The organism is Streptomyces malachitofuscus (assembly GCF_055571035.1).
On record NZ_JBVIGA010000002.1, the window covers coordinates 24,895 to 38,863 of the forward strand.

General features: G+C 71.4%; 10 protein-coding genes. 4 read left to right on the top strand and 6 right to left on the bottom strand.

Annotated elements, in window-relative coordinates; translation table 11 throughout:
* Positions 1-15: 15 nt before the first annotated feature.
* Entirely contained in the window at positions 16-1,140 is a 1,125-nt protein-coding gene (locus tag ACZ44S_RS02650) for an ATP-binding protein (RefSeq protein WP_466923728.1), read from the top strand.
* Positions 1,137-4,064, top strand: a complete 2,928-nt coding sequence (locus ACZ44S_RS02655) for a DUF5682 family protein (RefSeq protein ID WP_466923730.1) — start codon at positions 1,137-1,139, stop codon at positions 4,062-4,064. The genes ACZ44S_RS02650 and ACZ44S_RS02655 overlap by 4 nt, the downstream gene beginning before the upstream one ends.
* 113 nt (positions 4,065-4,177) lie before the next feature.
* Here the strand turns inward: ACZ44S_RS02655 and ACZ44S_RS02660 are convergent, their stop codons facing one another.
* The 3 genes from ACZ44S_RS02660 to ACZ44S_RS02670 all read right to left on the bottom strand — a co-directional run bounded on the left by ACZ44S_RS02660 (position 4,178) and on the right by ACZ44S_RS02670 (position 9,484).
* Positions 4,178-7,270, bottom strand: coding sequence for a glycosyl hydrolase (locus tag ACZ44S_RS02660; protein ID WP_466923733.1), 3,093 nt, complete (start codon positions 7,268-7,270; stop codon positions 4,178-4,180).
* A gap of 142 nt (positions 7,271-7,412) precedes the next feature.
* Positions 7,413-8,477, bottom strand: coding sequence for a Kelch repeat-containing protein (locus tag ACZ44S_RS02665; RefSeq protein ID WP_466923736.1), 1,065 nt, complete (start codon positions 8,475-8,477; stop codon positions 7,413-7,415).
* 137 nt (positions 8,478-8,614) lie between these two features.
* Positions 8,615-9,484 carry a helix-turn-helix transcriptional regulator gene (locus tag ACZ44S_RS02670; protein WP_466923739.1) on the bottom strand — a complete coding sequence of 290 codons (870 nt, stop codon included), beginning with the start codon at positions 9,482-9,484 and terminating at the stop codon, positions 8,615-8,617.
* Between the two features lie 158 nt (positions 9,485-9,642).
* Between ACZ44S_RS02670 and ACZ44S_RS02675 the strand changes: the two genes are divergently transcribed.
* Both ACZ44S_RS02675 and ACZ44S_RS02680 read left to right on the top strand, forming a co-directional pair.
* Positions 9,643-10,404, top strand: coding sequence for an SDR family oxidoreductase (locus ACZ44S_RS02675; RefSeq protein WP_466923741.1), 762 nt, complete (start codon positions 9,643-9,645; stop codon positions 10,402-10,404).
* A 49-nt stretch (positions 10,405-10,453) separates the two neighbouring features.
* Complete coding sequence (locus ACZ44S_RS02680; protein ID WP_466923744.1) at positions 10,454-10,663, top strand: 4-oxalocrotonate tautomerase family protein; 210 nt, start codon at positions 10,454-10,456, stop codon at positions 10,661-10,663.
* A gap of 49 nt (positions 10,664-10,712) precedes the next feature.
* On the opposite strand, the gene ACZ44S_RS02685 is transcribed toward ACZ44S_RS02680, so the two are convergent.
* From ACZ44S_RS02685 to ACZ44S_RS02695, 3 genes are read right to left on the bottom strand one after another with little or no spacing between them, the layout of a single operon-like run.
* The gene (locus ACZ44S_RS02685; protein WP_466923747.1) at positions 10,713-12,071 is read right to left on the bottom strand and encodes a GH1 family beta-glucosidase; all 1,359 of its coding nucleotides are present in this window, start codon (positions 12,069-12,071) and stop codon (positions 10,713-10,715) included.
* Positions 12,072-12,097: 26 nt separating this feature from the next.
* Positions 12,098-12,937: a carbohydrate ABC transporter permease gene (locus ACZ44S_RS02690; protein WP_466924365.1), complete on the bottom strand. Its 840-nt coding sequence runs from the start codon at positions 12,935-12,937 to the stop codon at positions 12,098-12,100.
* A 28-nt stretch (positions 12,938-12,965) separates the two neighbouring features.
* On the bottom strand, positions 12,966-13,958 hold the full coding sequence (locus ACZ44S_RS02695; RefSeq protein ID WP_466923749.1) for a carbohydrate ABC transporter permease: 993 nt from the start codon (positions 13,956-13,958) through the stop codon (positions 12,966-12,968).
* Between the last annotated feature and the right edge of the window lie 11 nt (positions 13,959-13,969).

The following is a 13,969-nucleotide window of genomic DNA, read 5'->3' on the forward strand; positions in this document are numbered from 1 at the left end:
AAAGGCCTTTTCCTCATGTCCGACCTGCTGCGCGCTCCCGCCGAGATCAAGTACGCCGAGGAGCTCGACTGGCTGGAGTCGATCGACGACAACCCCAAGCCGTTCTCGTGGCGCCTGTCGCCCAAGATGGTCCGTCTGTTCATCCTCGGCTCCGAACGGGCCGACGGACTGGACCGGAAGGTGTCGCAGAAGTGGTTCGGTGACCGCAGCTTCGTGGAGCGGTCCATCGTCACCCTCGCCTCCGACCGCGGTCTGCTGCTCATCGGCGACCCCGGCACGGGCAAGAGCTGGCTGGCGGAGCTGCTGTCCGCCGCGATCTGCCGCAACTCCACGCTGGTGGTGCAGGGCACGGCCGGCACCACCGAGGACCACATCAAGTACTCGTGGAACGTCTCCATGGTCATCGCCAAGGGGCAGTCGCGGGAGTCGATGATCCCCTCACCGATCATGACCGCGATGGAGAGCGGTGCCATCGGCCGGTTCGAGGAGCTCACCCGGTCCACGAGTGATGTGCAGGACGCGCTGATCTCGATCCTCTCCGAGAAGTACATCTCCGTTCCCGAGCTGGAGAGCGGGGGCGGCGACGACAACATCGTGTTCGCCAAGCCCGGCTTCTCGATCATCGCCACGGCCAACAGCCGCGACCGGGGGGTCAACGACCTGTCGTCCGCGCTGAAGCGCCGCTTCAACTTCGTCCGCATCCCGGTGGTGACGAACAGGAAGAGCGAGGCGGAGATCGTCCGCTTCCGCACCGAGGAGCTGCTGCGCCGGCACTCGATCGACCTGGACGTGCCGCCGACCCTGCTGGACGTGCTGCTGCAGAGCTTCGCCGATCTGCGGGCCTCCGCGGCGGCGGCCGGCAGCGACGACGAGAAGCTGGAGTCGGCACTGTCGACGGCCGAACAGATCGGTGTGCTGGAGGACGCGGTCCTGCACGGCAACTTCTTCGGCGAGCGCGCCCTGACCGCCCGCACCCTGGCCTCCTCGCTGGTCGGCTCGCTGACCCGGCGCGAGCCCGAGGACCTGGCCATCCTCAACAAGTATCTGCACGGGGTCGTCGAGCCGCGCAGCAAGGAAGAGGGCGGCTCCTGGCCGGAGTTCCTGGAGGGCGGCCGCGACGCGATCGCCACCCTGTCATGAGCGGGCACCCCGAGAGCACGCAGGACACGTCGTTCGCCGCGCTGCGCGGTCAACTGCAGGAGGCCGCCGCCGCGTTCGCGGGCGGGCCGGACGCCCTGGAGGGCATCCTCCTCGGCATGGTCGACGACGTGGACCGCGCGGTGCGCGAGCCGCTGGAGATCTTCCCCGTCTGTCACCACTCCCCCGCCTCCGCGCTCGCCATGGCGCGCAGGCTGCGGGAGAAACAGCCGAAGGTCGTGTACCTGGAGCTGTGCGAGGACATGGCTCCGCTGCTGACCGAGCTGCGCAACTGCCGGCTGCCGGTGGCGGTTCAGGCGTTCGCCGGCGAGGTCGACGGCTTCCCGAAGGAGTGGGCGCCGCTGTCGGTCGTCGCGCCGATCACCGAGGCGTCGGCCGAGTACCAGGCCATCGCGTACGCGCTGGACACCCCGGGCGTGGACCTGGTGCTGGTGGACCGGTCCTCGGACCATGTCTTCCAGTGGGACAGGAGGAGCGAGCGGCACGAGGAGGAGAGCGGCTCCTCCCAGGAGGCCGAGGCCGCGCTGCACGGTGAGGCCGTCGGGGTCGAGATCGGTGATCTGCGGCCGCGCTTCGCGGAGCTGGAGGAGCATCTGCTGCGCCACGGCAAGGTGCGGCACTGGTCGGAGTGGTGGCACCAGTACGTCGAGGTGCCGCTCTGCGACGGCACCGCCGACCATGACACCTACCGTCAGGTCATGTTCCTCATCGGCAGCCTGTTCCGGCGGCTGGCCCCCGGCGACGGCGACCGGGTCCGGGTGGACGAGGACCGTGAGCGGTACATGTGGACGCGGATGCGGGAGCACCTGGCGGCGACGGGGACGGACCCGGAGGACTGTCTGTACGTGTGCGGGGCGTTCCACGCGGCCAGCCGAGTCGAGGAGTTCGGGGTGCACGGCAGCACGGACACGTTCACCGTGCCGCCGCGTACCGCGACCGTCTGGCAGTACGGGCTGATCCCGTCCAGCCACGCCGCCATCGAGGCGCAGTTCGGCCTCGCGGCGGGCTCGGTGTCGATCGCGGCGACGCAGTGGGCGAAGAGCCTGAAGCGGACCCGGGTGAAGCCGTACCGGCTGGAGGGCCAGGCGGGGGCGAAAAGGAGCGGGAAGAAGGCGGTCGCCGCCGCGGCCGTTCCGGCGCGGCCGTCCGCGGACGCCGGGGACCGGCTGTCCGGGTTCCTGCGCCGGCCGCCCGTGCTCGACACGCTGGACGAGGCGGAGCTGCTGGGCTGGTCGGTGGAGATCGTGCGCGCGGCCCGGCGCAACGGTTATCTCGCCTCCACCGCCGACGCCATCGCCGTGTTCGAGACGTCGATCCTGCTCGCCGGTATGCGGGACCGGGCCAGGCCGACGCCGTACGACTTCCAGGACGCGGCGGTCACCTGCATCGAGAAGGACAGCGTCCCGGGGCGGCGGGACGTACGGCGCCTGGTCGAGATCATGATGGGCGGCGACCGGATCGGGCAGGTGGGCTACGAGGCGCTGCCGCCGCTCGCCCGGGACGTGTACGACCGGCTCGAACCGCTGGGGCTGAAGCTGCAGCAGCGCGGTGTGCGGCGGGCCCTGTTGGACATGACGTCACGGCCGGAGCTCGAGGCCTGCTCCGATGTGCTGTGGATGCTGCGGCGGCTCATGCCGCACGGGGCGGCGCGGCCGATCATGGGTGAGCGGCGGCTCGGCGAGCGCTCGATCCAGGAGTCCTGGGACCTGGCGATCGGCACCCATCAGCGGGCCCTCATCGAGCTCGGGTACGAGGGCGTCAGCATCGAACAGGTGCTGGAGCAGCGGCTGCGCCGCGACGCGTACGGGCCGCAGGCGACGACGTCGACGGTGCTGGCGGCGGTCGAGGACACGCTGCTGTACCTGCGCGGCCGCCGTCTCGCCGACGAGCTCGGTACGCACGCGCTGAAGGTGCTGGCGGCGGAGCGCAGCGTCGACGGGGCGCCGGAGGTGCTGCGCCGGGCGCGTGGGCTGCTGGCGTACTACCGCACCGCCGAGCCGGTGCTGCCGGCGTGGATCGAGTCCTTCGTCAAGACGGGGTACGCCCACTACTGCACGCTGCTGCCGACGGCGTTCCGGGACGAGGACGCGACGGTGGGGCAGGTCGCGGCGATGCTCGGCTTCCTGTTCTCCATGGAGAGCCTGGCGCTGTCGCTGGGCTGCGACCGGACCCAGCTGGAGCTGGCGGTGGCCCAGTCGCATCCCGACGACCCGGCGAAGACGGCCCTGCTGTGGGCGGCGCAGGTGCAGCTCGGCACGCTGTCGCGGGCGGAACTGCGGGGGCGGTGCGCTCAGTTGCTGGACAACCCGCTGGTGGTGCCCGCCTACCCGCGTTATCTCAGCGGCTTCGTGCACGCGCTGGAGCCGGTGCCGGGGCTGGCGGACGTGGTCGTGGAGGCGGTGTCGAACGCGTTCGGGCGGCTGCCGGACACGGTGCTGCTGCCGTGGCTGCCGCTGCTGATCACCACCCTGCGCAAGGGCGCGGCGGACCTGGCCCCGCTGCTGATCCGTGAGGCGGGCCGGGTCTTCCCGGGCCGGCTGACGGCGCTGGACGCGTGGACACCGCCGTGGCGGATGCCGGAGGTGGATCCGTTCGCGGCCCGTCGGCCGGGGCCGGAGGCCGTGGCCCGCCGGGGCGTCGGGTTGCTCGCGGCCCATCCGGCGGCGTGTGACGCGGTGGCGGAGCTGCTGGGCTGCACGGAGGGGTGGGTGCGCACCGGTGCGCCGGCCCCGTCGGGCGTGGGGCTGCTCGCGGCGCACCCGGCGGCGTGTGACGCGGTGGCGAAGGTGCTGGGCTGCGACGGCGTGTGGGAGGCGGCGGGCGGTGAGGCACTCCCGGGGGCGGTGCTGCCGGCACGCCATCCGGGCACCTCACGGGCGCTGGAGTCGCTGCTCTCACGCGTGTGACCGACAGCGGCCGGGCACCGGGGTCACCGGTGCCCGGCCTCGGCCGTGTGGCGGCGCCCGACGGGGGGGAAGGGTGCCGGTGGCGTGCGGGCGTCACGCCACCGGACCCGCCGTCAGTCGAACGGGATGGTCAGCACCGAGCCCTTGCCCACCTGGAGGGTGGAGGGGCCGTTGCCCAGGGCGCTCCAGACCTCGACGCGGACTGTGCCGCCGTTCAGGTCGCCCAGGGTGCCCGTGGCGGAGTGCACCCCCTGCCTCGCCGAGGAGTACTCCTCCCAGCCGGGAACCGGGTCGGTGGCGAAGTAGCGGAACGTTTCCACCCGGTCGAACGTGCCGTCACCGGTCAGGTCGTACGACACGCGGGCCTGCTGCGCGTACCCGACGGAGGTGCCCGCGTCCACCTTGAACGTGAAGGCCGTGGCGGAGCCCGGCTTCAGGTCGCCCGTGACGTTGCGCACCTGGTAGACGAGGGGGTTCTTCGGGGTCCCGTCGTTGTTGGTGCCGCCGGCGGAGGGGATGGTGTCGGAGCTGTCCGACGCGGCCGCCTCGGTGGCGAGACCGCCGCCCGGCTGCGGGTGGAAGGTGTCTCCGGTGACGTCCGGAGGGCCACCGTCACCGGTGGTGGTGACGGTCACCGTGCCGCTCGCCGGGCCGACCTGCCCCGAGGTGTCGCGGGCCCGGACGCTGTAGGTGTACTCGGTGCCGGGGTTCAGCCCGGTGTCGGTGTGCGTGGTCCCGGTGACGGTGGCGACCTTGGCGGTGCCGCGGTACACGTCGTAGTCCTTGACGCCCTTGTCGTCGGTCGCCGCGGTCCAGGTGAGTGTGACGGAGGTGTCGGTGACGTCGCTCGTGGCCGGGGTGCCGGGGGCGGTGGGCCGCTCGTCGTCCGGCGGCGGTTCCTCGCCGCCGACGGCGCCGCAGAGCGTGCCGAGCCGGGCGTCGTCGCCCGCTCCGGACGCGGTCGACCGCGCCGGGACGTTCAGCACACCGCCGTCGGAGAAGAGCACCGAACATTCCTCGGCGCCGTAGTTGTGCGCGGCGTAGGTGGTGGTGCCGTTCTTGTCGAAGGCGACGGCCGTCGGCGTGTTGGCGGTGACGGTCATGTCGGGGGCGCCGATGGAGTTCAGCGTGGCGACCCAGTCGTAGGTGTGGGCCTTGGTCTCGCCTCCCTCGGGCGTGTACCCGCCGTTGCCCTGGTCCCAGTTCCGCATCGCGGCGGCCGGGTCGTAGAGGGCCTGGACCTCCCAGAAGATGTCGCGCCACTCGACGGCAGGTCCGCCGTTCTCCCTCTCCATCTCCGCGACGCTGCGGCGCAGCATCTCCTTCTCCCGGGCCAGGTGCAGCGAACCACCGGTCACGGGGAGGAAGTTGATGCCGTGGATCTCCTCGGGGTTGGCGGTCCACCAGGTGGAGTAGGCGCCGCCGCTGCTCCAGACCATGCCCACGATGTCGTGGGTGAAGTTCTCGGGGTAGACCTCCTGGTCGGCGTCGAACCAGTACTGCGCGATCGACTCCGACTCGGTCATCATCATGTAGACGCCCTGGTCGCGCAGCGCCTTGTCACCGGTGGCCGAGCCCCAGAGGATCAGACCGGCGCTGAGGTTGATCGACTCCGAGGACGACTCCTGGTTGTTGCCCGCGGCGAAGGCCTGGTGGCCGGCGGCCCAGCTGTGGCCGGCGTAGACGTCGAAGCCGCGCAGGAACGGGTACTTGGTGTCGTTCCTGGCCGGGTTGGCCGCGTCCTTGATGAGTTCCCCGACCATGCCGCCCCACTCCGATTCGGCGGCCCACTGCGGGTCGTACTGCGCGACGATCGCCGCAGCCATCACATAATAGGAGTAGTGGAAGTGGTGGTCGTTGAGCTCCTTGTCACTGCCGTAGGAGGCCGGGTAGCCGATGAGGGTGCGCCACTGCTGGTCGTAGGAGAACTCCGTGGCTCCGCCTGCGGTGAACCATTCCTGCAGCCGGCCCTTGAGCAGGCCGAGCAGCCTGTCGCGGTCGGCGGTCTCGCCGATCCGGTCGGCGAGGGGCACGAGCTGGGCGAGCTTGCCGAGGGCCTTGCCGGTCCAGTAGGTGTCGACGGCACCGCTGAACGGATCGGACTGGCTCAGCACGTCGTCGATGTAGGACGCGATCCTGTTCCGGTCGACGCCGGGGGCGCTCGGCAGTCCCGGAAGGACTCCGTTCACCTTCTGCACGGTGGTGAAGGAGGTGCCCTCGCGCACCTTCATCTCACCGCGCGGCGAGACGTAGCGGTGGCCGGTCAGCTGGTCGGAGGTGTGCAGCCACTGGTGACGGTAGAGCGCCTGGAGGGTGCCGGTCTCCTGGCCCTCCTTGGCCTCGGTGGTCAGCCGGTAGGTCGCGGCGACCTCGCCGTCGCCCTCCCGGTAGTCCCACTCGACCTCGGAGCCGGTGACGAAGCTGAAGGCGTACTTCTGGAAGTCGGAGAGCGCGTCCCGGTCCGGCAGGACCGCCAGGGAGAAGTAGTCCTTGGAGCCGAGGTCGGCCCGCAGGGTGTTCCCGGACACGGTCCAGTCGCTGCCGCTCGGCGCGAACAGACCGTAGTGGTGACCCGAGATGGTGACGCCGAGGACGTTGCCGCGGTCCGCGAAGACGGTCGGCGCGGTCGCGGCGCTGATCTGCGCGGCGCCTCCCGTGCCCTCGGCGTACACGTACGGCATGCCGTGGCCGATGGTCGTCCGCAGGGTGCGCGATCCGTCGCTCCAGTACGGGGTGACGGTCCAGTCGCTCCACCGGTCCGCCTTGGCGTCGGGTGAGTTGAGGCCCGCGAGTCCGAGGGTCAGGTCGGCCTTGTGGGGGAACTCGTACTGGCGGCCCGCACCGACAATCTGATGCGCGGTCGGATAGCCGACCTCGAGTCCGCCGGACACCGCCTTGTAGGTGAGGGGGTGTCCGTACATGTTCTCCGAATAGGGGTTGCCGGCGAACCGCTGGAACGCCAGCGAGGACCACCAGTCGTTGGTCGGCACCGGCCGGTCCGCGGCCGCGGACGTGACCTTCGGTCTGACCGCCTGACCGTCACTGTTGGACGGTCCCTGCGTCCCGGCGGGCCGGGCGTCGCTGTAACTCCCCTTGCCCACGGGCACGGTGGCGGCGGAGGCGACGCCGGCACCGGCCGTCGCCACCAGGCCCGTGGCGGCCAGCGCGGCCGCCGACAGGAGGGCGAGACGTCTACGGAATCTCATGAGCCACCTTTCTGAGAGCGCTCTCACGAGTCCCGTCAACGTAGGGGCATGACAATGAACGGTCAATAGTTGTAACCAAGAACGATCCGCCGGGCGGCGTGAGTTCAAGCGCTGACGCCCTCGGCGCACCGTCTCCGCGCGCTCAGCGGCGGGCGGGACGGTAGGCGTCGTTGACGTCCACCGGGGCGCCACCGCCCAGGACGCCGCCGCCGGGGATGTGGATGGTGCCGCGCACGGCGACGGCGGCCGTGCCGTGGCGCGGCACCGGCATGGGGGCCAGCCGCTCCCAGCGGTCGCGCACGGTGTCGTACGCCTCGGTCTCGTCGAAGACCGTGTTCGGGTTCGCGCCGTCGTGCCGGCCCTCGCCCCCGAAGGTGTAGATCCTCGTCCCCACGGCGGCGGCCGCGATGCCGCCGCGGGCGGTGGGCATCGGTGCCCGCTCGGTCCAGCGGCGGGTGCCCGGGTGCAGTGCGTAGACGGTGTCCCGCACGTTGACCTGGCCCCGGTCCCGGCCGCCGAGCACGTAGAACGTCCCACCGACGACGGCTCCGCCCACGTGGTCGCGGGCCTGCGGCAGCGCCGGCAGGCTCTCCCACCGGCCGGTCACCACGTCGTACGCGGACACGGTGTCCACCGTGTCCTGGAGGCCGCCCGCGCCCGGCACCAGGACGCGCATACCGCCGGCCAGGAGGATCCTCCTCCCGAGTACGCCGATCGCGGCGCTCCCCCGCTCGATGCCCGAGGGCATGGACGGCAGCCGCCGCCACCGGTCGGCGCGCGGGGAGTAGACGAAGCAGTCGGGCAGAGCCTGCCATGCGGATCCGCCGGACAGCCCGCCGAGGACAAAGATCCTGCCGCGGACCACGGCCACGTTGGGATGGTTCATCGCGACGGGCAGCGGTGCCGCCTGCGACCAGGTGTCGCGGCGTGTGTCGTAAACGTCGACCCGTCCAGTGGTGGTGACGCCGCCGGACTCCCCGGGGACGATGCCGCCGATGACGTAGACGTCGTCGCCGATCGCGGCGACGCTGTGCTCCTGGCGGGGACCACTCGCGATCGGCGCCAACGGCCGCCATCCCCTGCCGTAGGTCCCCGGTTCCGGGTGCGTGCCGCCGGGTGCCGCGGGATGGTCCGGATGCGCGTGGGCCTGGACGGCCGGGGACACCGCCAGGGCGGCGCCGAGAAGCAGAACTGTCCGCCGCTGCATGAGAAACTCCTTGTCACAGGGCCTTGTCGGGCGCGGGAAGCGGGTGGCTTCGGCCCGTTCAGTGTTTCTGTGCGGCGGCACCGGAACCAGGGGATGTCATCCCCCGGGTGGGCATCCCCTGCTTGGCCGGGAGCGGGTCAGGACGTGGAGTCGACGACGTCCTGGGTGCCGAGGACGGCGAGCAGGTCGAGCAGGTCGGCGCTGTCGGTGCCCAGGGCGGGGGTGAACCAGAGCAGCCGCTGCCGTCCGTCCTCGCTGAACAGGTTGAGGCAGTTGACCTCGACGACCCCGAGCGCGGGATGGCGGATGCGTTTGCGGTCGTCGCGCCGGAAGGCCACGTCGTGCTCGGCCCACAGCGCGGCGAACTCGGCCGAGGTGTCCAGCAGCGAACGGATCATCGACGTGACCTCCGCGTCCTTCGCGTCCCGGCGCGCGGCGGCCGCCCGCAGGTCGGCGACGAACGCACGGGACTGGATCGGGTGGTCGGCCTCGGGGTACAGGTCCCGGGCCTCCGGTTCGGTGAACCACCGGTGCACGAAGCTGGCCCGCGTACCCCGGTAGCCGGACTGGTCCCCCAGCAGCGCCACCGCCAGCGGGTTCTGCACCAGGGTGACGTGCAGGTCGGTGATGACCTGTGCGGGGGTCGAGGGCATCCGCTGGAGCAGATCGAGCATGCCGGGGTGGATGTGGGAGGCCGCGCCGCCCGACACGGGCACGGGTCGGCCCGCCAGGTGGTACAGGTAGGCACGCTCGTCGGCGGTCAGGCGCAGCGCCCTCGCCAGCGCGGCGATCATCTGCTCCGACGGCTGGGACCCGGCGCCGCGCTCGAGCTCGTTGTAGTAGTCCACCGATGCCCCGGCGAGCTGGGCGACCTCGTCCCGGCGGAGCCCCGGCACGCGGCGCCGCGGCCCGGCGGGAAGTCCTACGTCGGCCGGGCGGATGCGGTCGCGCCGGGACCGCAGGAACGCGCCGAGCTCGGTGTATTTCACAGCAGCCATGTCCTCCATTGTCCGCGGCTCCGGGGCACCGGGGCACCGGGGCACCGGGGCACCGGGGCACCGGGGCACCGGGGCACCGGGGCACCGGGGCACCGGGGCACCGGGGCACCGACCCAGGGGATGACATCACCTGGCTCCGCCGTCCGGCCCGGCGCATCGTGAAGGACATGACTACCAACGACCCGACTTCCACACCGGCACCCGAGCGGGTGGCCGTCGTCACCGGTGGATCACGCGGCATCGGCCGCGCGGTCTCTGTCGAGCTGGCCCGCAACGGTCTGGCCGTGGTGGTGAACTACGCCGGCGACACGGCCGCGGCCGAGGAGACGGTGAAGACGATCACCGCCGCCGGCGGGCGGGCGATCTCCGTGCGGGCGGACGTGGCGGACGAGCACGCGGTCGCCGCGCTGTTCGACCGGGCGGAGCAGGAGTTCGGCGGCGTGGACGTCGTCGTGAACTCGGCCGGCCGGCTCGCCCTGTCACCCATCGCCGACCTCGACCTGTCGGTGCTCGACGCCGTGCACCGCACCAACATCCGCGGCGCGTTCGTCGTCGCCCAGCAGGCCGCGCGGCGGCTGCGCGCGGGCGGCTCCTTCCTGGGCGTGTCGACCTCCGTGGTCGGAGCGCAGTTCCCCGGTTACGGCGCGTACGTGGCGAGCAAGGGCGCCGTCGAGGCGATCACGCTGATCCTCGCCCGCGAGCTGCGGGGGCGGGACGTCACGGTGAACACCATCGCCCCCGGCCCCACGGCCACGGACCTGTTCCTCGACGGCAAGACGCCCGAGGAGATCGACAGGCTCGCGAAGACCCCGCCGCTGGAGCGGCTGGGCACCCCGGAGGACATCGCCCGGGCCGCCGCCTTCCTCACCGGACCCGAAGGCCACTGGATCAACGGGCAGGTGCTGCGGGCCAACGGCGGCATGGTGTGAGCACGGGCACGACCAGCGCACCGACACGGACCATCTGAGGAGAACAGCCATGCCTTTCGCCCACTTCAAGGTTCCCGCCGGCACCGTCACCGCCGAGGACAAGAAGAAGATCGTCGAGCGCACCACCGAGCTGTACGTGGAGATCTACGGGGAGCGCGCCCGCGCCACCACCGTGGTGCTCGTCGACGAGGTCGCCGACGGGGGCTGGGGGGTGGCCGGCAACGTCCTGACCGCCGCCATGCTGGGCGGCGACGGCTGACGCACGGCACCGGTGGGCGCGGGGTCGTGGCCCCGCGCCCACCGGCGTGTCAGGCCGCCCGCCGGGCCAGGTCCCGGTGGCGGCGGATGAGGTCCGCGTAGTGGTGGCCGGAGCCCTTGATCGTGCGGACCTGGGTGTCGTAGTCGACGTGGACGAGGCCGAAGCGCTTGTCGTAGCCGTAGGCCCACTCGAAGTTGTCCAGCAGCGACCAGGCGAAGTAGCCGGCCAGCGGGGCGCCCTTGCGGGCGGCGTCGGCGCAGGCGGCCAGGTGCCGGGTCAGATAGTCCCGGCGTTCCGGGTCGTCGACGGTGCCGTCGGGGCGGACCACGTCGGGGAAGGCGGAGCCGTTCTCGGTGACGTAGAGCTTGCGGGCGCCGTACTCGTTCGTCAGGCGCAGCAGCAGCGTCTCGATGCCGCTCGCGTCGATCTCCCAGTCCATGCCGGTGCGCGGCACGCCGTCCCGGCGCACGAACGCCGCGTGGGGGGCGGGGCCCTCCGGGTCGGCGGTCACCACCTGCGGGAAGTAGTAGTTCAGGCCGAGCCAGTCGAGCGGGGCCGCGATGGTCTCCAGGTCGCCCTGCCGCTCGGGGAGGTCGACGCCGTAGACCTCGCGCATGTCCTCGGGGAAGCCGCGGCCGTGGACGGGGTCGAGCCACCAGCGGTTGGTGTGTCCGTCCATGCGGACGGCGGCGGCCCGGTCCTCGGGGCTGTCGCTCCCCGCGTGAATGGTGGAGAGGTTGTTGACGATGCCGACCTGGGCGCCCGGTGCCGCGGCGCGGATGGCGCGGGCGGCAAGACCGTGGCCCAGCAGGAGGTGGTAGGAGGCGCGGACGGCCGCCGCGAGGTCCCGGCGGCCCGGGGCCATCTTGCCCTCGAGGTGGCCGATCCAGGCCGAGCACAGGGGTTCGTTGAGCGTCGCCCAGTGCCGCACGCGGTCGCCGAGGCGGTCGGCGACGACGGAGGCGTACGCGGCGAAGTGCTCGGCGGTGTCCCGCTCGGGCCAGCCGCCGCGGTCCTCGAGAGTCTGCGGCAGGTCCCAGTGGTAGAGGGTGACCGACGGGGTGATGCCGGCCTCGAGCAGGGCGTCGACCAGCCGGTCGTAGAAGGCCAGGCCCTTGTCGTTCACCGGGCCGTCGCCGCCCGGCACCACGCGCGGCCAGGCGACGGACAGCCGGTAGGCGTTGGTGCCGAGGCGGCGCATCAGGGCGATGTCCTCGCGCCAGCGGTGGTAGTGGTCGCAGGCGACGTCGCCGTGGTCACCGTTGTCGATGGTGCCGGGGGTGTGCGAGAAGGTGTCCCAGATCGACGGAGAACGGCCGTCCTCCGCCACGGCTCCCTCGATCTGGTACGCCGAGGTGGCCGTGCCCCACAGGAAGTCGTCGGGGAGGGCGGCGTAGTCGATGGTCACGGAATTCCTTTCGGGAGGGGGGAAGGTCACTTGACGGCTCCCGCCGTCAGTCCGGCGACGAGGTAGCGCTGCAGGAGCAGGAAGCCGCCGACCACGGGGACGCTCACCACGAGGGAGGCGGCCATGATCTGGTTCCAGTACACGTCGTTGAGGGTGGAATAGCCCTGGAGGCCGACCGCCAGGGTGCGGGTGGTGTCATTGGTCATCACGGACGCGAAGAGGACCTCGCCCCACGCGGTCATGAAGGCGTAGACGGCGACCGCGACGATCCCCGGGACCGCCGCGGGGACGACGACGCGGAACAGCGCGCCGAGCGGGCCGCAGCCGTCCACCAGGGCCGCCTCGTCCAGGTCGCGCGGGACCGAGTCGAAGTAGCCGATCAGCATCCAGATGGAGAACGGCAGCGAGAAGGTCAGGTACGTCAGGATCAGTCCGCCGCGGGAGCCGAACAGGGCGATGCCGGTGGCGTTGCCGATGTTGACGTAGATGAGGAACAGCGGCAGCAGGAACAGGATGCCGGGGAACATCTGCGTCGACAGCACCGTCACCGTGAAGACGCGCTTGCCGCGGAAGCTGTATCGGCTGACGGCGTAGGCGGAGAACACGGCGATGACGACCGAGCAGACGGTCGCGGCGCCCGCCACGATGAGCGAGTTCACGAAGTAGCGGCCCAGCGGGACGGTGGACCAGATGTCGATGTACGGGTCGACGGTCAGCTCGGTGGGCAGCCAGCGGAAGGTGCCGGTGACGTCGGCCAGCGGCTTCAGCGAGCTGGAGATCATGACGTAGACCGGGACCAGCACGAAGCCGGTCAGCAGGGTGAGGAAGATCCGCCGGGTCCACAGGAACGAGCGGGGCGGGGCCATCGGGGAGGCCGGCGCGGTCGTCGGGGTGCTAGGCATGCGAGGCCCTCCGCTCGCGCGAGGTGAGTGCGAGGTAGACGCCCGTGACGACGAGCAGGAACAGCAGGAGCAGGACGGACATCGCGGAGCCGGTGCCGAAGTTCCAGGTGACGAAGGACGCCTGGTAGATGTGGACCGAGATGAGGTCCGCCGCCTCGGGCGCCGTTTTGCCGAACATGACGTACGGGGTGTTGAAGTCGTTGAACGTCCACAGGAACAGGACGAGGACCAGTACCTGGTTGACGGGGCGGAGCGAGGGCAGGGTGATGCGGCGTATCTGCTGCAGCATTCCGGCGCCGTCGAGGGCGGCGGCCTCGTACAGCTCGCGGGGGATGTTCTGCAGACCGGCCATCACGATGAGGAAGGCGAACGGCCAGCCCTTCCACACCGACACGGTCAGGAGCGCGAAGAAGCTGTTGTCGCCGATGAGCCAGAAGGACGGCTTGTCGGTGATGCCGAGCTGGTCGTGCAGGACGTGGTTCACCAGGCCGTTGTCGTGCTGGAACATGAACACCCAGGTGATGACGGCCGCGTAGACCGGCAGGGCGTACGGGACCAGGAACAGGGCGCGCAGCAGGCCGCGGCCGCGGAAGGTGTCCTGCATGCAGATCGCCGCGGCCGTGCCGATCAGCCAGCACAGTCCGACGGAGAGCAGGGTGAAGCCGATGGTGACGAGGAACGAGTCGAGCAGGGCCCTGCCGACGGGGGCGTCGAAGTCCACCGACACCTTGTAGTTGTCGAGGGCGGCCCAGGGGGCGGTGCCCCAGTCGCGGATGTAGAACTGGGTGAGTTCCTTGAAGCTCATCACGATGCCGATGACCATCGGCACCAGGTGGACGAGGAGTTCGAGGAGCAGGGCGGGCAGGAGGAGCAGGTAGGGCAGTCCGATGCGGCGGATCCGCCCGGGGCGGCGGCGGGGTTCGCGCGCCGCACCGGGGGGGCTCTTCCGCACGTCGGCCTCCGCCGCGGGAGCAGTGGCAGTCATGGCGGTGTCGG